Genomic DNA, 20389 nt, shown 5'->3' on the forward strand with positions numbered 1-20389 from the left:
CCGGCCGGCTCGTCGCCCCTCCGGGACCCCGCCGTCCGGCGCCCCGAACGGCTGACCGACGATGTCGGGGTGCCCACCGAACTTCCCGTACCCGAAGCACCCGTACCCGAGCCGACCGCACCGTCGGCGCCCCACCCCGCTGTGCCGCCGACCACTTCGCGCCTCCGGCGGCTGACCCGCGCCGCCTTCGCCGACCTCACCCCGCTGCGCTCCAGCCCCGACTACCGGCGCCTGTGGTTCGGGCAGTCGGTCTCCGCGATCGGCCAGCAGATGACCGCCGTCGCGGTCTCCGTCCAGGTCTACGACCTCACCCGCTCGCCCTTCGCCACCGGCCTGGTCGGACTCTTCTCCCTCGTCCCGCTGGTCACCTTCGGCCTGTACGGCGGAGCGATCGCCGACCGGGTCGACCGCCGCCGCCTCGGCCTGATCGGCTCCGGCGGCCTCGCCGCGGTCTCCGCCCTGCTCGCCGTCCAGGCACTGCTGCACCTCGGCACCGTGACCCTGCTCTACGCAGCAGTCGCTCTGCAGGCCGGGTTCTTCGCCCTCAGCTCACCTGCTCGCTCGTCGATGATCCCGCGACTCGTCCCGCGCGAGCAGTTGCCCGCCGCCAACGCCCTCAACACCATCGGCATGAACCTCGGCCAGACCGTCGGCCCGATGCTCGGCGGCGTCGCCATCGCGGCGTACGGCTTCCAATCCGCCTACCTGATCGACACTTTGGCGTTCACTGCGACCCTGTACGCGATGTGGCGGCTGCCCGCGATGCGACCTCTCGCGACCGTCGGGGCCAAGCGCGCCAGCGTGCTGGACGGCCTGCGCTTCCTACGCGAGCAGCCCAACCTGCGCACCAGCTTCCTCGCCGACCTGGCCGCGATGATCTTCGGTCTCCCCCGCGCCCTGTTCCCCGCGATCGCCGTCGCCTACTACGGCGGCGGCCCCGGCACGGTCGGCCTGCTGGTCGCCGCCCCCGCCGTCGGCGCCCTGGCCGGCGGCCTCTTCTCCGGCTGGATCGGCCGCATCCACCGCCACGGCCTCGCCGTCCTCGCCTCCGTCGCCGCCTGGGGCCTGGCCATCGCCGCGTTCGGCCTGGTCCACAACCTGCCCCTCGGCCTGCTCCTGCTCGCCGCAGCCGGCTGCGCCGACACCGTCAGCATGATCTTCCGCAACACGATGATGCAGGTCGCCGCACCCGACGAGATGCGCGGCCGCCTCCAGGGCATCTTCATCGTCGTGGTCGCCGGCGGCCCCCGCCTCGGCGACTTCGAGTCCGGCACCGTCGCCGCCCTCACCACCCCCACCCTCTCCATCGTCACCGGCGGCCTCGCCTGCCTCGCCGCCGTCCTCCTCCTCGCCGCCCGCCGCCCCGCCTTCCTCCACTACGACGCCCGCCGTCCCACCCCCTGACCCCCACCCGCCACACCCCCGAAACCTGGCAGCGAGCACCCCCCGACGTGCTGTATTGTTTTCCACGTCGCCGAGAGATCGGAGACAAGGTCAGAAAGCCAAGGAGCCCCGCAAGGAGCCACCGAGGCCGCCGACCACGGGACGTGGCGCAGCTTGGTAGCGCACTTGACTGGGGGTCAAGGGGTCGCAGGTTCAAATCCTGTCGTCCCGACAGTGATGTCGGAGAGCCGTTCACCGGGAGAAGTCCCAGGTGAGCGGCTCTTCTTGTTGCGAGCCTCTTGATGTCGGAACCTCCCTGGCCAACCTCCCGGCGATCTTGCCAGGGACCATGCCGCCGGCCAGGCCGAACGGCGAGGGCAATCAGGCAGTGCGCGTAACGCGACCCCTGGCCCTACTGGACGATGTCGGCCCCCAACAACCCGCCGATGGAACGGGGGCGCTCACCAGTCACCTTCATACATGACGCAGTGTGAGGTGGCGCCTCCCAATCCGACACTGGGTCGACGATGGCTCACCAGGCACACCTCGCCCAGTCCGAGGAACCCTCGTCGGGCCGACAGGCGTGCTGAAGTGCCTGCCGAATGTCGCTGACTGGTTCTTGCGCCGCGTCGATCTTACTAGGCGGCGGCCCGTGATCTGCCGGCGTTGCTGGACCAGCCGGAGGTGGCACACGGCGTTGCCCCGGCATTCGCCTGATGTGCAGTGCTCGGCTCGACGGACGGGTGCCGTTCTGCGGCGAGATGCCTACTGCGGGTGCGGCCTGCGTTCTCGATGGAGCTCTTGTCCGGGTGGAGGTAGCGCTGGGTCGTGGTGATGTGCCCGTGGCCTGCGATCTTCTGGAGGACATGGATGGGGACTCCGGTGTCGGAGATGCACGAAGAACCCCTGATCAACGCTGGTGCTAGCTCGGCCCGGGGCTGTTTCCTGCCGGGTGTCGCGCTGATGCGTACTTGCGTGCGCCTGTCCGGTGGTTCCTACGGTGCGGGCATGGAGCAGACGACCGAAGAGGTGTTGGCCGAGCTGAACCGTCCCGGGTCCGTTCGGGTGGCGTCGAGTGCCGTGCTGGCGGCCAAGGTGGGTACGGCCGCGGCGGCGATCGATCGTGCGCGGGCCAGGAGGGCGAAGAGCAAGGGGGCCGCGGGTGAGGAGCTCGCGCGCCGTAAGCCGGGTCTGGTGCCGTTGCGTGGTGGCGGTGATCTGGCGATCACGGCCTGGGAGCTGCTTGGGGTGCTGGCCCGGGCGACCGCGCTGGCGCGGCAAGGACGTGGGCGGGGGATCGCCGAGCACTGGCAGATCCTCAAGTACTGTGCCGCACTCGGTACGGACCGCCTCGGGACGATGCGGCTGTCGAAGGGCGGACAGCTGCCGGAGCGGTCGTACCGGGGCATGCAGGCGCGGGAGTTGGGGCGGGCCTTCGGGCTGGCAGTGGCGGAGCGGGCGGTCCGGGAGCGTTTCCCCGACCGGATCGTGTCCACGGTCGACGCGGAGCCGGTGCTGCTGGCCGGGTTCGCCCGCAGCGGCAAGGGCCTGCCCAACCTGGGGGCCAGGCCCCGGCCGGACTACTTCATCGAAGCCTGGCGGCCCGGGGCGCCGTCCCAGCTGTTCGCCGTCACGGTGAACGGCAACCACCAGGTGGCCACCAAGCGGACGGGCGCGACCGACCGGACCAGCTACAACCAGCTGGCCCGGGGTGCGGAGCGGGCGGAGAACTTCCAGCTCGCCGAGTGGAACGACGTTCCCTGCCTGCTGCTGTCGACCGAACTGCTCGCCACCGACGGCATCACCGTCCACGCGTTGCGCGCCCCGGGTGGTGGTCTGCTGCCGCTCCGGCCCGCCGAGGGGAAGGGCAGCGCCGACGAGCCGCCCCGGAAGCGCAACCCGCCGTACACCAACGCCGTTCAGGTGCAGCCTGCGGAGGGGCGGTTGGGCCGGGTGCAGGACGGGTTCGCGATCCCGGCCGAGTACTCGGCCTGGTTCGGGCGGGTCGTGGCACACGTCGGGGCGGCGAGCCGGCTCGCGCTGGCAGGTGGGGGCAGGCACATCGCCTGGTACCTGACCGAGGACCAGGGCAGCAAGCACTATGACATCGACACCTTCGCGGGGTCGCACAGCATCCACGACGCGGAGAGCAGCTTCGGCGACGCCCTCTACGTCGGCACTGACCAGGTGTTCCGGCTCGGCGGGCTCCGGGTGGAGGCGTTCTCCGGGATGGAGAACAGCCTGTACCAACTGCTGGCGAAGCACGAGGTCGAGGAGTACCGACGGGAGGCGTACCGACTGCGCGGGGAACTGCCGAGCGGCGGGGACGAGCAGTGGTCGGCGGTCTCGTTCGGTGACGACGGCAGTGCGCTCGCGATCCGGATCGTGCCTGACCAGGGTGGGGCGGTGCAGACACTGGAAGCCGACCTGTAGCGCGAACGCGGTACTCCCGCGGCCCGTGGAGGTCAGCGACACGGGGGTGGTCGGCGTACGAGCGGGACGGAGACCGCGGGCTCCAGTCGCAAGCAGGCCGCCGGCCCGTCTGCCGACGGGAACGGTGGAGCGCGGGACGGTGATCGACTTTCCGGGTTCGGGGCCGAGGTGCCGGTGGCGTCTCGTAACCTCGACCCCATGGACCACCCAGTCCCGCACCGTTCCGACGAACTCCCCGACTCTGCTGCTGCGTTGTCGTCGGCTGGTGACGGTGTCTGGCAGCGCCTCGCCGCGTACTCCTATCTGAGTGCTCCGGAGCGCCTCGAGTACGTGGCCGTCATGCGGGTGTTCTGCTCGACACTCCTCGCGGACCTCGCCGTGCCGGAGGTGGTGGCCAGACTCGCGCGGGATGCGGTGTGGCACGGGCAGCTCAGCGTCGATGTGGTGACGGCGCGGCTGGAGCAGTTGGTGAAGTGGGGGAACCTGCTGCGCAGCAGTCACACGGTGAAGGCTGCCAGCATTGCCGAGTACCAGCGTTCACGCGCTCGGTACCAGCTCTCGAAGCTCGGCGAGCAGGTGCAACGCGATGCCGAGGAGGTGCTGGCGAGCGCCGATGCTGCGCGCGAGGTCAGCAGTGAGCTGCTGGCCCTGGTCGACCGCGGGCTGCGTGAGATCGCCGATGCCGTCGGCCGGCCGGGTGGTGCCGATCCGCAGGAAGCGCTGGAGAAGGTCAGCACGTTGTTCGTGCAGTTCGCCGAATTCGCCGAGTCGGTACGGGACTTCTACGCCTACCTCGGCCAGGTGCTGGCCCGGTACGACCTCGACGGCGCCGAGTACCAGGGGTTCAAGGAGCTGCTGCTGGACTACGTGGAGGCGATCACGGAGGAGGTCTCCTTCCGGTCGCCGAGGATCGCGGCCACCCTGGGCCGGCTCTGGCCTGACCTGGAGGAGTTGCTGAAGTTGATCGGCGCGCACGCCTCGGGGTTGGGCGCGCTGGGCAACGGCCTGCCGGAGATCCGCGTGCAGCGCAGCCGGGGACGTGAACTCGCCGACTGGGAGGCGCTGCGCGACTGGTTCGTGGACACGGACGGGCGCGGCAGCCAGGTCGACCAACTGCGGGACGCGACGTTGCGCGCGCTGCAGTCGCTGCTGGCCAACGCCAAGCGGATGCTGCGTTCGGCGGCGGGAGAGATGTCGCGCCGTCGGGACCTGCTGCGCCTGGCGGCCTGGTTCGACGCCGCCGACCCCGAGGAGGCGCACGACCTCGCGGTCGCCGCCTTCGGGCTCTACAGCGCACGGCACCTCGGCCTCGCCCCGGACCCGGACGGCACCGTGCCGGCCTACGTCAGCTGGTGGAGCGGCCCGACGGTCGAGGTGCCGGTGGCCCTGCGCGAACGCGGCAGCCGGGCACCGCGCGGCCGGGCAGCCGCAGTCGAGGACCACTCGGAGCAGAAGGCCCGGCTGCTCGCGGCGGCCCGCGAGCAGGCCGCCGCCCGGCGAGAGGCGGCCGACGAACTCCGCAGCGTCGCCGACCGGTTCGGTCAGGTGCGGCTGAGCGCCCCCGCCATGGCACTGCTGCTGGAACTGCTGACCGCGGCGCTCGGCAACTCGACGCTGCGGTGGGCCGACCCGCCCGCGCCGCACGGGTTCGGCCTGCAGGACGCCCACGCTGTCGAAGCCGAACTGGACCTGCGCCTGACGCTGCGCCGGGTACCGGGACACACGACCGTGCTGCGCTCGGTCGACGGCGACCTCGCGGTCGACGACGTCGAGATCGGGATCACCAGCGCCGAAGTGCCGGGCTCGGGCGGCACGGTCGAGGAGGTGAGCGCCTGATGGCGCTGCCCTCCTCGCACGATGTCGCCCTTACCGCCGAGCGGCGCAGCGCCGCCCGGCTGCTGCTGCGCCACCCGCTGGTCACCGCTGACGGGCCGCACGCCGACACCTTCCCGCTGGTGCGCCGGCACGCGGACTGGCTGGTCCAGCGGTTCCAGCAGGTCCTGGGCTACCGCCTGCTGGTGGAGGCGTCGTACGCGCGCCTGTTCAAGGCGGGCCTCGGGCCGGGCTCCGGCCACCGGATGGAGCGCTCGACCGGCACGCCGTTCACTCCGCGCACCTACGCCTATCTGGCGCTGGCCCTGTCCGTGCTGGTGACCGCGCCCGAACAGCTGCTGCTGTCCCGGTTGGTGGCCGACCTTCGGGCGGCGGCGGCCGACGCCGGCCTGGTGGTCGACGATTCCGGCCGGGCGGTGGAGAAGCGCACCCTCGCGGCGGCCCTTCGCCAACTCGTCCTCTGGGGCGCGTTGACCGAGACGGAGGGAAGCGTCGGCTCGGTCGCCGCAGAGCAGGACGGCGAGGCCCTGTTGACCGTCAACCGGGACATCGCCCGCTCGATCGTGGCAGGTCCGCTGAGCCACAGCAGCGACGGCGCGGACCTCGTCCTGCGCGCTGCCGACCCCGGATTCGGCGGGCCGCGGACCTACGTGCGCCGGCAGCTGGTGGAGACTCCTGCCGTCTACCTCGACGAGCTCACCGACGCCGAACGCGAATGGCTGCGCACCCGCCAGCGGCGAGAGGCCCAGGCCTTCGCCGAACTACTCGGTCTGGAAGCCGAGATCCGCGCCGAGGGCATCGCCATGATCGACCCGGAGGACGAGCTGACGGACCTTCAGCTCCCCGGTACCGGGACGGTCGCGCAGGCCGCGCTGCTCCTGGTCGACCGCCTGGTGAGGCGGCTGCGCCCCGAGGGAGCGGGGCACCCGGCGACCGGCGGCCGCCTGACCGTCGGCGTACCGATCCCTCCGGGCCTGGTCAGCGAGCTGGTCGACGAATTGCTCGACCAATACGGACAGCGCGCGAACTGGCACCGCGGATACCTGGAGGACCCGTCCGCCCTGCGCGCTGACGCCCTCGAACTCCTCAGCCGCATGCGGTTGGTGGCCCGGGCGAGCCGATTGCGCTCCGACGGCCACGGGGTGCCCCCGCAGTACCAGGTCTCGGCCGGCGACGGCCGGGCAGTCACCGACGTGTCCGCGGCCCGGCCCGGCGCCACCGACGAGTGGGTGCTGCTCGCCGCCGCCGCCCGGTACGCCACGGCCGTCTCGATCAAGCGCACCGATCGACGGCCCCCGCAGAGCGACCGCAACGGAGAGACCCCCTCGTGAACCGGATCCAGCCGCTCCCCCAGCACACGGCCCCGCACCGCTTCCGGCTCAACCGGGCCGGGATCCTCAACGTCTGGCAGTACGACCGGCAGGAGTTCCTGTTCGGCGGCGGCCGCCTGCTGCTGCGTGGGAAGAACGGCGCGGGCAAGTCCAAGGCCCTGGAGATGCTGCTGCCCTACCTGCTCGACGCGGACGCGCGCGCCCTCGACGCGACCGGGACCGGCCGCACCACGCTGGCCTGGCTGATGCTCGACGGCTTCCAGCAGACCAACCGCCTCGGCTACCTTTGGGTCGAGTTCCGCCGGGTGGACGAGGACGGCACCGAGCACCACCTGACGGTCGGCGCAGCGGTCAGCGCGTCGAAGTCCACCAACTCGGCCAAGCCGTTCTTCTTCACGACCGCACTGCGGGTGGGGGTGGGCCTCGACCTCGTCGAGTCCGGGCAGCCGCTGCCGCTGGAGCGGCTGCGGGCCGCCGTCGGCGCCGAGAACGTGCTGGACCGGCCCGCCGACCACCGGGCCAGAGTGGCCCGCGAACTGTTCGGACTGGCTGACGCCGCCCGCTACCGCAACCTCACCCAGTTGCTGCACCGGCTGCGCCGCCCGACCACCGGAGACCGGATCGAGTCCGGCGGCCTGGTGACCGTCCTCGGCGAGACCCTGCCGGCGCTCGACGAGGACGTGATCGACAACGTCGCCCGCAACCTCGACGACCTCGACAGCGTCCGCAGCGACCTCGGGCGTCTGGAGCGGACGGACGAGGCGCTGCGCCGGTTCCTGGGCAGCTACCGCGGCTACCTCCAAGGGGCCCTGCGCCGACGGTCGAGCGAGGTCCTCACCGAGCTCCACACGCTCGCCGAACGCAGGCTCGCCGCGGGAGAGGCCACCAGGAAGGTCACCGCGCTGCGCACCGAGGAGTCCGAGGCCGCCGAGCGACGTGACGAGCTGGCCCAGGAGCACGCGACGGCCGAGGCCGACCTCGCCACCCTGCGGGCGAGTTCCGGCTACCGGAGCCTGCACGAACTGGGCGAGCGACGCCGCACCGTGGAGGCGATCCAGACGACGGCCCGGGCCACCCACACGGCGCTCGGACGGGCCCACGACGCGCAAACGGCCGCCGGGGCCGCGCTCACCGCGGGAGCGGAGCGGACGGCGCGACAACTGCGCGAGCTCGGCGAGGCCCACCGCGAACTGTGCGGGCAGGCCGAACGGTCCGGACTGGCACCGGCGCACCTCGGCGATCCGGTCGGCGGCACCGCCTCGGTGCTCGCCGCGGCGGCCGAGCAGGAGGTCACCGATCCGGACGGCGGCACCGCCCTGATGCACGCCGCACGGGTGGAGGCTTTCGACACCTCCGGGACAGCGGCCTCCCTGCGCTCCTGGAGCACCCGGCTCGCCGCCGCCGAACCGGTGGTGAAGACCCGGCTCCGTACCGTCTCGGAACTCGCCGGCCTCCTCGACGGGCTGCGCGAGGCCGAGACGATGGCGCGGGAGGCGGACACCGAGCACGACCGCCTGGAGGAGCAGGCCCAGGCCCAGGCCGCCCGGGTGGCGGAGCGCGAGGCGGCGGTCGTCACGGCGAGCGCGGCGTACGCGGCCGAGGTCGGGGCGTGGGCGGACCGACTGGAGGAGCGATCGGGGTCGCCGGCCGACGGCGTGCGCGCCGCAGTAGGACGCGACACCGCGGCGGAAGCGTCCTTCGAGGACCGCACACTGCCCGTCTCGGTCGCCGAGGAGGTGGCGTCCGCCGCGTTCCGGGCGCTCGAACCGTACCGGCACGACCTGGAGGACCGGCGTGAACGAGCAGCGCTGCGCTCACGCGACCTCACCCGGGCGCTCGGAGCCATCCGCGCGGAGAAGGCCGACTGGGAGGAGCGCAGCGACCCGGTCCCGCCGAAGCCGCCCCACCGCGACGCCCCCCGATCCCCGCACACCGGCGCCCCGCTGTACCGGCTCGTCGACTTCGCCCCGCAGCTGAACGAAGCGGAACGAGCCGGTATCGAGGCGGCGTTGGAGGCATCGCGAGTCCTCGATGCCTGGGTCGGCGCGGACGGCGTACTGCTCGACCCGCTCACCCAGGACACCATACTCACCGCCACCATGCCCGCCGTCGGCCCGTCACTCGCCGAGGTGCTGCACCCCGTGCCCACCGGCGACAGCGGCGTGACCGCGGCGCAGGTCGCCCGCATCCTCGCTGCCGTCGCCCTGGTACCGGCCGGCGTCCCGCTCGGCACGGCAGCGGGCGGGGCGGTGAGCGTGGACGGCCGCTGGCGGCTCGGCGTCACCGGGGGCGCCCACACCAAGCCGGTGGCGGAGTACGTCGGCGCGGAGGTCCGGGCACAGACCCGCCTGCGCCGAATCGCCGAACTCGCCGAACGCCTCGCGGGACTCGAAGAGGAGACACGCGCCGCACAGTCCGAGGTGAAGGAACTCACCAGGCTCCAGAACGACTTCGAACTGCTGCGGCGTCCACCGCGCGATCAGCAGCTCACCGGGGCCTGGGCACGCCTGGAGGAGACCGAGCGGGTCGCGGCCGACCTACGACAGCAAGCCGCGACGGCGGCCCGCATCGCCCAGGACGCCCGCTCCGCCTGCGTCGACGCCCGCCGCCGCGCCGAAGCCACCGCCACCGCGCATGACCTGCCGGCCGACCGGGACGCGCTGCTCACCGTACGGTCCGCGCTGGAGGCCCTGGCCGACGGCACCCGACGACTGCGCGGTCGCGTCGACGCCACCGCCGATGGCCTCGCCGCCCACCGCGACGAACGCCGCAGCTTCGAACGGGCCTGCACCGCCCGGGAGGAGGCCGAACTGGAGTACGCGCGGAGGGCGGGCGACCTGGCGAAGGCCCGCCGGGAGATCCGCACACTGGAGAGCACGGTCGGAGCGACCGAACAGGACATCCTCAACGAGGAACAGGCCATCGTCCGACGCCTCGACGAGATCGGCCAGGCGCTGCCCAAGGCGAGGCGCACGGCCGAGCACCTGCACGACGACGTGGTACGCGGCGAACTGGACGAGCAGACCAGGCGCGAGGAGCTCCAGGCGCAGGAGGCCGAGGTGATCCGGTGCGGACGCGCCCTGCGGACCGCCCTTGCGACACCCGACATCGTGCGCGGCGCGGCACTGGGCGCGCTCACGGGCGAACTGGAGATCCCGGACCCGACCCAGGAGGACGCCAGAACCAGGCTGCGAGCCCTGCAGACCCTGGTCGAGGCGGTGCAGCGCGGCCTGGACCCCGAGCGCCGCGACGTCTCCGACACCACGCTGCTGAACCGGTTCAACGAACTGCGCGACCAACTCGCCGGCGGCTACGACGCGACCCTGGAGGAGCCCGACGGCATCAAGGTCTGCCGGCTCGTCGACGACACCGGCCCGCACGACGTGGCGCTGGTCGGCGAACGCATCGCCAGGCAGGCCGACGACGCCCGGGCCCGGCTCACCGACCGCGAGCGGGAGGTCTTCCAGCGCTTCCTCACCGGAGAGCTGGGCGACCACCTGTCCACCCAACTGCTCGCCGCAGGAACCCTGGTCGACGCGCTCAACACCACTCTGCGGTCCGTCCGCACCTCGCACGGCCTCGGTGTGGAGCTCGACTGGCGGCTGGCCGACACCGTCGACGCGGACATCCGGGCGGCCGTCGAACTACTGCGCAGCCCTTCGGCTTTGCGCACCCGCGAGCAGACGGAGCAGCTGAGGGAGGTGCTGCAGCGCCGCATCGAGGACGCGCGCCGCGCCGACCCGGCCGTGGGCTACGCCGCGCACCTGCGGACGGCGCTCGACTACCGGACGTGGTTCACCTTCCAACCGTGGGTGCTGGACGACACATCCACCGCCCGGCGACGCAAGTTCACCGGACGGACGGGCCTCAGCCAGGGCGAGCAGCGGGTCCTCTCCTACCTCGCACTCTTCGCGGCCGCCGCCGCCCACTTCACCACGCTCGCCGAGACCGCCCCACGGGCACCCCGGCTGATCCTCCTCGACGACGCCTTCGCCAAGGTCGACGAGCCGACCCACGGCCGGCTCGGCCGCATCCTGGTGGACCTCGACCTGGACTTCGTCCTGACCAGCGAACGCCTGATGGGCACGTGGCCCGATGTGCCCGCACTCCAGATCTACGAGTGCCTGCGCGACCCGCACGTGCGCGGTGTCGCCACGCTGCACTACACCTGGAACGGACGCAACCGCCGTCTGGTGACCGTGTGACGCTGCCGCCGCAGACCCGCGAGTTCCTGGCCCGGCCGGACCTCGCCCGGATGTGGACAGCGGTCCACCACCGGCTGGAACGCAACGGACTCCAGCCGAACGGCAGCATCCGGCTGACCGACTGCACCGCAGCCGAGCGCGAGTCCCTGTCCCTACTGCTCGGCCGCCGGGTCACCGCCGCCACCGCCACGATCCGGCTGGCCGACCTGGAGAGCAGGCTGCGAGCCACCGCGGCAGGCTGCGGACTGGTCGCGGCCGTCGAACAGCTGGGGATGCCTCTGACCGACCGCCGGGCGGCACGGGATACCGGACGGCAGGAGCGGGCCGCACTGTGGACGGCAGCCGAAGCGGCGGTCGCCGCATCCCCACTGGCCGGCCAGGACTGGGTGAGCGGCTGGCTCGACGACCTGCGCCGCACCGGCGTGCTCGGCAGGCTCGCACCCCAGGACGCGGCGGGCCTGCTTCACCAGGCGATCCGAGTCCTCGGCCTCCTCCGGTCCGACCGGGGAGAGGAGGCGGTGCCGTACGGCCGCGGAGAGCTGGCGACCCGGGTGACCGGCACGGCACACGGCCTGGACGACGACACGGTTCTGTCCCGACTGGTCCTGCGCGGCCTCGCGCGGGCCACGGGCAGCGAACCGCCCGAGCACGCGCCCGGTCGGCGAGCCCTGTGGCGAGCCGCAGCCGTCGTCCCCGACGAGGTGTCAAGCACCGTGCTCACCTACGGCCTGCGTCCCGTGGGCCACGGCTGGCGCGAACGGGCACTGCGGGAACGGGCCGATCACCACGCCGAATCCCACCTGACACTGCGTGAACTGCGCGAGCTGGACGTCGTACCGCCCCCGGACACGCTGGTGCACATCTGCGAGAACCCCCGAGTGGTCGAGGCCGCAGCCGAGGCCCGCTGCGGGGGCGCCCTGGTCTGCACCTCGGGCAGCGCCTCCACCGTCGTCCTCGAACTCCTCGACACCCTCGCGGCCGCCGGCCTGCGGCTGCGGTACCACGGTGACTTCGACTGGCCCGGCATCGCGCTCGCCAACCGCATCATCCGACGCTACTCGGCCCTGCCCTGGCGGATGGCGGCCGAGGACTACGAACAACTCGCCGCCCAGGCCCGGGACCAGGGCAGCCCCAGCCTCCCGCTCGTCGGCACCCGGGTGGAGGCGAGCTGGGATGCCGACCTCGCCGCCGCCATGACGGTACTGAACGTGGCTCTGCACGAGGAATCGGCACTCGACAGGCTCGTCGCCGACCTGGCACCGGGGAAACCCTGACCACGGGACCAGCCCCCAGGAGTGCACGAGTCAGTTAGGACGACGGACCGAGCCCGGCGGCAGCGGGCTCGGTGTGCGTCGAGGGCTTGTGGCTGTGGTCGCGTCGGTGTCCCGGAATACGCTGGGCGGCCATGGACTGGCCGGAGCGGGTGGCGAAGCTGAGACGGTGGACGAACAACGACGTTCGGGCGCCGCACAAACCGCTCCTGTTGCTGTACGCGCTGGGCAGCTACCAGCGCGATGCCGACGGCGAACTGAGGTACAGCGCGGTCGAGGAGGAGCTGAAGCGGCTGCTCGACGAGTACGGGCCGTCCCATCCGACCACCCCTGCCTACCCGTTCCACCATCTGGTCAGTGACGGCGTCTGGGAGGTCAGGACCGACCAAGGGATCGGGAGCCCCGGAAGTGGTGTCCGCATTCTCCGCTCCAGCGGCGCAGCCGGAAGGCTCGCGCCCGAGTTGCGGACGGCGCTGAGGAAGGAGCCGGCGCTCCTGGGCCGGCTGGCACGGGTGCTGCTGGACTTCCACTTCCCGCCGTCGCTGCACACCGACCTGTGTGAGGCCGTCGGACTCGACCTGGACCTGGCCGAGACCGAGGGCGTGACCGGAGACGTCCCGGGTGGAAAAGGGCGAGCGGCGCGTCGGCAACGGGACCGGCGGATGCGTGAACTCGTCCTGACCGCCTACGAGTTCCAGTGTGCCTTCTGCGGCTACGACGGGATGCTGGGCACGAGCACGGTCGGCCTGGAAGCAGCTCATGTGCGGTGGTGGTCCTACGACGGGCCGGACGAGGTCGACAACGGACTGTGCCTGTGCTCCTTGCACCACAAGCTCTTCGACAAGGGTGTCCTGGGCCTGGGGGAAGAGCGCCGCATACTCGTCTCACAGCGCTTCGTCGGACGCAGCGAGGCCAGTAGGCAGCATGTGCTCGCTCTGACCGGACGGCCGGTCATCGGCCCGCAGGCGGGGATTCCACCGGTCGCGGGCCGACACCGGAAGTGGCACGCCGAACAGGTCTTCCGCGGCGCGCCCCGAGAATCCCCGACCCCGACGCACGCCGTCTGAGGGGCGCTGTCCGATCGCTGATCCGTCAGCGTTGATGACCACGTGCTGTCCGACTCCGCTCCGCACGGCTCGGACCAGGCCGTACGGAACGGACGGCACCGGGCGCCCCGCGCGGAGTCAGTGAGTGGACATCAGCCGCGGCGGCCGTGCCCCACCTCGATCCGCTCCGCGCGCTGCCCGGTGACCAGCTCGCGCAGCTTGGCGCGGGTCTCCGGGTCCGTCGAGTACACGACCGTGCCGATCATTCCGCGGGTCAGCAGCACCTTGTAGGTGTTGCGGATCAGGCGGTCGATGTCGGCGTCGCTGGTGGACTTGCGGAAGACCGGGTCCTTGGAGGCCGTCCGGTCGGTGACCCAGTGGTCGGTCCGCCAGACGAGGTCCGGCCCGAGGATGACGCCGCTCCAGTCGTACTCGAAGCCCTGGGCGGTGTACACGCAGCCGACTTGGCCGAAGCCGGCCGGGTCGGTGGCCCACAGCGCGGCGGGCGGCGCGCCCGCGATCGAGCGCTCACCGTAGACGTTCCACGGGCGGGCCCAGTCACCGATGCGCACGTCGAGTGGGAGCGGATCACCTGGGGCGACCTTCGTGGTCCACTTCCAGCAGTACCCGGCCGACATGCGGGCGCCGTAGCCCTCCGCGCGCCGGGCGTCGAGGAACGCCTCCAACTCCGCGGGGCTGCCCACGACCTCCAGGACGACCTTGCCGTCGGGCTCCCAACCGACGGGGCCGCCGGGCTCCAGGCCCAGCAGACGCACCACCCAGCGCAGGTAGGCGTCGCTGCCGCCGCAGCGGAACTGACTGTCCAGCTCCACCACTTCGCACTCCAGGCCCTTCACCGCGGCGGCCGCCCTGATCTGGGCCACGGTGCCCATCTCTCCCGGCCGGACGACCTGGTGCTCGTCCAGCAGGAACACCGGCACCCGGGCAGCGTCGATCAGCTCCTCGATCTGGGGCTTGCCGGTGCGCTGGGCGGCCCGGGTGTACCGGTTCGCCGACGTCTCCCGGATCCGGTGGGCCTCGTCGCAGATCAGCACGTCCAGCCCGTTGCGCTCGGCGGACATGAAGCTGTTGAAGTACTTGAACAGCTCCTGCACTTGACGCTTCCGCGCCCCGGCCACCCGGCGCATCGTGGTGGTGAACGAACTGGACCCGGTCGCGTGCAGGGCAGTGACGCCGCGCCGGTACAGATCGCCGAGCAGGGACAGCGCGATCACGCTCTTCCCGGTGCCCGGGCCGCCCGTGATGACGACCACCTGCTTGTGGTCGGACTGCTGCGCCCGGCGCACCGCCCGCAGCACCAGCTCGTAGGCGACTCGCTGCTCGTCCAGCAGGACGAACTGCTCGCGCTCGCGGACCTCCTCGGCGGCGACCGCCATCAACTGCTTGGACGGGGCCACCTTGCCCGCGAGCAGCAGGTCCGCCGCCTCCGCGCCGGAGACCGGCTTCAGCCTCGAGCGCAGGTACTGGACGAACTCCCCGCGGCGCTCGGCGGTGAAGAGCCGGCCGCGCTCGTCCTGCGGCACCTCGTAGAGGCCCTGGACGCCGAACTCCGTCGCGTTGTGGAGGAAGGCCACGCCCGACAGCCGCTCAGGATGGGCGGCGAGCGCGCCGTTGAAGGAGATCAGGTAGTCGCAGTAGCCGCGGACCTGCTCGATCGGGTTCAGCACCGGCCGGGTGTACGCGTCGACCCGGCACAGCAGCGGCTCTCCGTCCTCCGGGAGCGCGCTGCTCCACTGCTTGAGCTCGACCACCACGTACGACGGTTCGCCCGTGACCGGGTGGACGCCGGCGAGGACGACGTCCGCGCGCTTGCTGTTCAGCGGGAGGGAGTACTCGAGGAGCACCTCCACCATGCCCAGTCCGGCGTCCAGGAGGGCGTTGGTCAGCTCGGGGATGCTCAGCTCCCAGGAGCGCACCTCGGACGGGCTGGGCTTGTGGCCGTGCTGGTGGACGAACTGGTCGATGAGACGCACGAAGAGTGATCCGGCCAGCCTCTCGGCGGCGACCGCGGACGCGGAGTCGCGGAACAGCAAGACATGCTCCCAGGCAGCACGAAGTGACTCGTGCGGGTGGGGGCATGTCCTGGGAGGGAAGCCCGGCGGGCCGCGCTGATGACTGGACCAAACCTACAACGGAGCATCCGCGCCTGTGCCCGAACACTTGAGCTCCCATCAGCATGGTGGCCGAGAACGGGTGAGGGCCACGACAGCTACGAACGGAGCGGGGACAACCGGAGACGCTCCGGGGACCGCGCGTCGCTCCCACACCTCGCGCTGGTGTCTTTCGGTGAGCGGACAGCGCGGGCTGTCTACCGTCTGACGCGCAGCGACGGCCATCGCCGGGCGACTGGGGGTCAAGGGGTCGCAGGTTCAAATCCTGTCGTCCCGACAGTGATGTCGGAAGGCCGTCGGCCGGGAGAAATCCCAGGCCGACGGCCTTTTACATGACCGGGCGTCTATGGACCATGAAAACTGGTTCGCAGACTGTTTGGACCATTTTGGGACCAGCTCCTCGATTCCCGGAGCCAGCCCTCCCCCATCGGACCACGACGGGACCAGCCGCACCACGACGATCGGGCACCCGACACGCCGTCAGCAACCAGGCAGGTCAAACGCTCAGATCGACAACGAAGTGCCAGAACCCGGTCGGGACCCGGCCTGCGCTCACAGGACATCGGCAAGGAACTGCCGCAGACGCGGGCTGCGCGGGGCGTCGAACAGCGCCTGCGGTGAGCCGGATTCCACCACCACCCCGTGGTCCATGAAGGCCACCCGGTCCGCGACCTCGCGGGCGAAGCCCATCTCATGGGTGACCACCACCATGGTCATGCCCTCGCGACCGAGCTCTGCCATAAGGGCGAGCACGCCCTTGACCAGCTCGGGGTCGAGCGCGGAGGTGGCTTCGTCGAAGAGCATCACCCGGGGAGCCATCACCAGGGCGCGGGCGATGGCCACCCTTTGCTGCTGGCCACCGGAGAGCTGTCCGGGACGGACCTGGGCCTTGTGCCGCAAGCCCACCAGGTCGAGTTGGCGCAGCGCGGCCTCGTTCGCCTCCTCCTGAGCGAGTCCGCGCAACTTGCGCAGCGGAAGGGTGAGGTTGCGCAACACGCTCAGGTGGGGGAAGAGGTTGAACTGCTGGAACACCATGCCGACCTGCTGGCGCAGCAGGTTCGGATCGCGCCGCAGCACGCTCTCGCCGTCCAGCAGCACGTCGCCGCGGTCGGGCTCCAACAACCGGTTGACGGTCCGCAGCAGCGTGGACTTGCCGGAGCCGGAGGGGCCGATGACGCAGAGCGTGTGGCCCCGCGGCACGTCGAGGTCCACGCCGCACAGGACCGGGTTGCCGCCGAGTGACAGGTGCAGGTCCCGGGTGGCCAGGCTGACCGGGGAGAACAGTGCACCGGTGCCCGCGGGCGCGGTGTCGGTGGGTTGTTGCGGGTCAGGCACGGGAGGCTCCCTCGGCGGTCTCGTGAGTCGCAGTCTCGTGAGTCGCAGTCTCGTGGGTCGCAGTCTCGTGGGTCGCGGTAGCCGCAGCGGCGGCTTCCGGCGGGTCGGCGGGCTTCTCGACCACACGCCGCCCCTGCCGCAGCCGCCGGTCGACCACATTGACCAGATGGGTCAGCGGCACGGTGAGCAGCAGGTAGAACAAGCCGGCCAGGACCAGCGCCGACTCGTTGCCGGTGTTGGCCGCAGCGTCCTGGCCGATCCGGAACAGGTCCCGCTGACCGGCCGTCAGTCCGAGGAAGTAGATCAGGCTGGAGTCCTTGACCTGTGAGATGAGCTGGTTGACCCAGGCCGGCGGCACCCGTCTGATGCCCAGTGGGATGATCACCAGCCGCATCGCCGCCGGGTAGGAGAACCCGAGGGCGCGCGCCGCCTCCAGCTGGCCCGCCTCCACGCTCTGGATGCCGGGCGGAAGATCTCCTCGAAGTAGGCGGCGGCGATCAACGAGAGCGCCAGGATGCCGAGCGGGTACGGGTCCGGCCCCCAGATGGCCAGCCCCTCCCCCAGATGGCCAGCCCCTGGGGGGCCAGGCCTACGCCGATCAGCAGGATGGTGACCGCGGCCGGGAGGCCGCGGAACACATCGGTGTACACCCGGGCCGGCCAGCGCAGCCAGCGCGCCCGGGCCGTTCCCGCGACGGCCAGCGGCAGCCCGAGCAAGGTGCCGGCGGCCGCGGCGGACACCGAGAGGATCAGCGTGTTGGGCACGCCGGTCGTGAGCAGGTCGGAGATCGCGGCACGTATCGATCCCCAGTTGAAGAAGGTCTCCACCAGCACGCCGAGCTGGTCCGCATCGGTCTCCTGTAGGTCGGTCGCGGGAACGGACGCGGGGTCAGGAGGTCGGCGAGGCGCTCGCCCGGGTGACCGGCGGGAAGGCGACCGACCCGCTACCGGGCTTGAAGTCGGCCGGCACCGGCCGACCCGGGTAGTACTGCTCCTGCAGCTTGGTCCAAGTGCCGTCGGCGACCACCTCGTCAAGGCCCTTGTTGCGTGCTTCGAGCAGCTTCGGGTGGTCGTGCGCCACCGCGAAGGCGGTCGGTGCCGGGCTGAGCCGCTTCTGCGCGAGCACCACCTTGCCGCCGCTGTCCGCGGCGCTCTTCTCGCCGATCTCGGCGGGAGAGATCCAGGCCTCCACGGTGCCGGCCTTCAGCTGGTTGAGCGCGCTGTTGTAGTCGGGCACCCGGACCGGGTTGAGGTTGTTCTTGGTCGCGTAGTCGTCCTGGACCGTGCCCTGGACCACCACGACCCGCTTGCCCGTGAGCTGGTCGAAGTTGGTGACCCGGGAGCCGGCGGGGACGTCGAGGCCGAAGTAGCCGAAGTCGTAGCCGTTGCTGAAGTCCACCGTCTTCTTCCGGGCCTCGGTGATCGTGATGGACGAACTCCCCACGTCGAACTTGTGGTTGGCGACCTGGGAGAGCAGCGCGGAGAAGTCGGTCGAGGCGAACTGCACCTTGAGCCCGGCCTTGGCGGCGACAGCGGTGAGCAGGTCGTTGTCGAAGCCGGTGAACTTGCCGTCCTTGAGGTAGACGTTCGGCGGGGCGTCGGAGAGCGTGCCGACGTGGATGGTGCCCGCAGCCGCAGGTCGCGGAGGGTTTCGATGCCGCGCCGGGTCGCGACGATCCTGCGCCGACGCCGGTCCGCGGGGGCGAGGTGACGCTCCACCAGGCCCGCCGCCACCAGGTCGTCGAGCAGATAGGTCATCACCGTTCGGTCGATCCGCAGGTAGCCGGCCAGCACGATCTGGTTCGGCCCGTCGCCGTCGACCACCGCCGCGAGCGTCTGGAAACCGGACGCCGTTGGTGAGGGCGAGGGTGGCGGCGAGGTGTCGCAGGTCGTGGACGTCGGTGCGGGGACGCCGGCTTGGCGGGCGAGGTGGTGGAAGTGGTTGAGGACGTATTCGGGGTGGAGGGGGCGTCCGTCGTCGCGGCAGAAGTTACTCCAGGCCGCCGCGGCGGATGGTCCGGGAGTACCAGTGGGCGCTGGACTTCGGGGTGCGCTTCTGGGTGGCGTAGTCGACGTGGACGATGCCGAAGCGCTTGCTGTAGCCGTACCCCCATTCGAAGTTGTCGAGGAGCGACCAGAGGAAGTAGCCCCGGACGTCCGCGCCGGCTTCGATGGCATCGGCGACGGCGGCGAGGTGGCCGCTGACGTAGGCGGTGCGCTCGGGGTCGTGGACGGTGCCGTCGGGGGCGACGGTGTCCTCGAAGGCGGCGCCGTTCTCGGTGACCAGCAGGGGCAGGCCGAACTCGTGGTGCAGGGCGGTCAGGGTGTCGGAGAGCCCGGTGGGGTCGATCGGCCAGCCCATGGCGGTGAGGTCGTCGTTGGCGGCGTGGAAGAGCACGTCCTCGGCGCCCGGCCAGACCGAGGCGGAACCGGCGTCGGCTCCGACCCGGCTCGGGCCGCGCCGGCCGTCGGCGGGGGCGGAGACGACCGTCGGGGCGTAGTAGTTGAGGCCGAGCAGGTCGACGGGGCGGGAGGTTTCGGCGAGGTCGCCGTCCTGGACCAGGGCGTCCCAGTCGACCAGGTGCGCGGTGTCCTTCAGGAGGTCCTCGTCGTACCGGCCTTCGAGCATCGGGCCGGTGAAGATCCGGTTGCCGACGGCGTCGATCCGGCGGGCCGCCTCCTGGTCCTCCGGGCGGTCACTGAGCGACCGCACCACGTGCAGGTTCAGCGAGACGGAGAGCCGGGCGGCGGCGGGCAGCACGGAGCGCAGGGCGCCGACCGCGAGGCCGTGGCCGAGGTTGAGGTGGTGGGCGGCCTTGAGGGCGTCGGCGGCGTCGGTGCGGCCGGGGGCGTGGGCACCGGCGGCGTAGCCCATGAAGGCGCTGCACCAGGGCTCGTTGAGGGTGATCCAGGTGGGCACCCGGTCGCCGAGGGCCTCGGCGGTCAGGGCGGCGTACTCGGCGAACCGGTGGGCGGTGTCGCGGTGGGGCCAGCCCCCGGCGTCCTCCAACTCCTGGGGGAGGTCCCAGTGGTAGAGCGTGGCGAGGGGTGTGATGCCGTGATCGAGGAGTTCGTCGGTGAGAGTGCGGTAGAAGTCGAGGCCGCGTTGGGCGGCGGGGCCGCGGCCGGTGGGCTGGACGCGGGGCCAGGCGATGGAGAAGCGGTAGGAGGTGAGGCCGAGGTCGGCCATCAGCCGGACGTCCTCGCGGAAGCGGTGGTAGTGGTCGACGGCGGTGTCACCGGTGTCGCCGTTCTCGGTCTTGCCGGGGATGTGGCTGAAGGTGTCCCAGATGGACGGGGTGCGGCCGTCCTCGGTGGTGGCGCCCTCGATCTGGTAGGCGGCGGTGGCCGCTCCCCAGGCGAAGTGTGCCGGGAACGGCCGTCGGCCGGGGCTGCGGTCGGACGGGACTGCGGTCATGAC

General features: G+C 71.7%; 13 protein-coding genes, 1 tRNA gene and 1 pseudogene. 8 read left to right on the plus strand and 7 right to left on the minus strand.

Features of this window, described 5'->3' with window-relative positions; all coding sequences use genetic code 11:
• Nucleotides 1–69: 69 nt before the first annotated feature.
• From ACWD4U_RS06140 to ACWD4U_RS06175, 8 genes are all read left to right on the plus strand, one after another.
• On the plus strand, nt 70–1404 hold the full coding sequence (locus ACWD4U_RS06140) for an MFS transporter (RefSeq protein WP_449787118.1): 1335 nt from the start codon (nt 70–72) through the stop codon (nt 1402–1404).
• Nucleotides 1405–1541: 137 nt separating this feature from the next.
• Nucleotides 1542–1615, plus strand: a tRNA-Pro gene (locus ACWD4U_RS06145).
• A gap of 776 nt (nt 1616–2391) precedes the next feature.
• Nucleotides 2392–3816, plus strand: coding sequence for a hypothetical protein (locus ACWD4U_RS06150; protein ID WP_363459903.1), 1425 nt, complete (start codon nt 2392–2394; stop codon nt 3814–3816).
• Between the two features lie 198 nt (nt 3817–4014).
• Entirely contained in the window at nt 4015–5652 is a 1638-nt protein-coding gene (locus ACWD4U_RS06155; protein WP_363459902.1) for a TIGR02677 family protein, read from the plus strand.
• Nucleotides 5652–6980: a TIGR02678 family protein gene (locus ACWD4U_RS06160; RefSeq protein ID WP_363459901.1), complete on the plus strand. Its 1329-nt coding sequence runs from the start codon at nt 5652–5654 to the stop codon at nt 6978–6980. Before ACWD4U_RS06155 ends, ACWD4U_RS06160 begins: the two co-directional genes overlap by 1 nt.
• Nucleotides 6977–11185, plus strand: coding sequence for a TIGR02680 family protein (locus ACWD4U_RS06165; RefSeq protein WP_363459900.1), 4209 nt, complete (start codon nt 6977–6979; stop codon nt 11183–11185). The genes ACWD4U_RS06160 and ACWD4U_RS06165 overlap by 4 nt, the downstream gene beginning before the upstream one ends.
• On the plus strand, nt 11182–12459 hold the full coding sequence (locus ACWD4U_RS06170; RefSeq protein WP_363459899.1) for a TIGR02679 family protein: 1278 nt from the start codon (nt 11182–11184) through the stop codon (nt 12457–12459). Before ACWD4U_RS06165 ends, ACWD4U_RS06170 begins: the two co-directional genes overlap by 4 nt.
• Before the next feature lie 131 nt (nt 12460–12590).
• On the plus strand, nt 12591–13523 hold the full coding sequence (locus ACWD4U_RS06175) for a phosphorothioated DNA-binding restriction endonuclease (RefSeq protein ID WP_363459898.1): 933 nt from the start codon (nt 12591–12593) through the stop codon (nt 13521–13523).
• A 131-nt stretch (nt 13524–13654) separates the two neighbouring features.
• Here the strand turns inward: ACWD4U_RS06175 and ACWD4U_RS06180 are convergent, their stop codons facing one another.
• The 7 genes and pseudogenes from ACWD4U_RS06180 to ACWD4U_RS06210 form a co-directional block, all read right to left on the minus strand.
• Nucleotides 13655–15556, minus strand: coding sequence for a DNA/RNA helicase domain-containing protein (locus ACWD4U_RS06180; protein WP_363459897.1), 1902 nt, complete (start codon nt 15554–15556; stop codon nt 13655–13657).
• A gap of 630 nt (nt 15557–16186) precedes the next feature.
• Complete coding sequence (locus ACWD4U_RS06185; RefSeq protein WP_363459918.1) at nt 16187–16918, minus strand: amino acid ABC transporter ATP-binding protein; 732 nt, start codon at nt 16916–16918, stop codon at nt 16187–16189.
• 43 nt (nt 16919–16961) lie between these two features.
• Entirely contained in the window at nt 16962–17420 is a 459-nt protein-coding gene (locus ACWD4U_RS06190) for an ABC transporter permease subunit (protein WP_363459896.1), read from the minus strand.
• A 46-nt stretch (nt 17421–17466) separates the two neighbouring features.
• Nucleotides 17467–17802 (minus strand): ABC transporter permease subunit, encoded by a 336-nt coding sequence (locus ACWD4U_RS06195; protein ID WP_363459895.1) that lies wholly within the window; start codon nt 17800–17802, stop codon nt 17467–17469.
• A 55-nt stretch (nt 17803–17857) separates the two neighbouring features.
• A complete protein-coding gene (locus ACWD4U_RS06200) occupies nt 17858–18589 on the minus strand; it encodes an ABC transporter substrate-binding protein (protein WP_363459917.1) in 732 nt (243 codons plus the stop codon).
• A 122-nt stretch (nt 18590–18711) separates the two neighbouring features.
• A pseudogene (locus ACWD4U_RS06205) lies at nt 18712–18792 on the minus strand (hypothetical protein); the annotation flags it as partial.
• A 166-nt stretch (nt 18793–18958) separates the two neighbouring features.
• Nucleotides 18959–20386 carry a GH1 family beta-glucosidase gene (locus ACWD4U_RS06210; protein WP_363459894.1) on the minus strand — a complete coding sequence of 476 codons (1428 nt, stop codon included), beginning with the start codon at nt 20384–20386 and terminating at the stop codon, nt 18959–18961.
• Between the last annotated feature and the right edge of the window lie 3 nt (nt 20387–20389).

Source organism: Kitasatospora sp. NPDC002522, assembly GCF_053595195.1.

Excerpts from the sequence above, each read along its gene's own strand:
- ACWD4U_RS06150 (WP_363459903.1), top strand. The coding sequence starts at position 2,392 with ATGGAGCAGACGACCGAAGAGGTGTTGGCCGAGCTGAACCGTCCCGGG.
- ACWD4U_RS06155 (WP_363459902.1), top strand. The coding sequence starts at position 4,015 with ATGGACCACCCAGTCCCGCACCGTTCCGACGAACTCCCCGACTCTGCT.
- ACWD4U_RS06160 (WP_363459901.1), top strand. The coding sequence starts at position 5,652 with ATGGCGCTGCCCTCCTCGCACGATGTCGCCCTTACCGCCGAGCGGCGC.
- ACWD4U_RS06175 (WP_363459898.1), top strand. The coding sequence starts at position 12,591 with ATGGACTGGCCGGAGCGGGTGGCGAAGCTGAGACGGTGGACGAACAAC.
- ACWD4U_RS06210 (WP_363459894.1), bottom strand. The coding sequence starts at position 20,386 with ATGACCGCAGTCCCGTCCGACCGCAGCCCCGGCCGACGGCCGTTCCCG.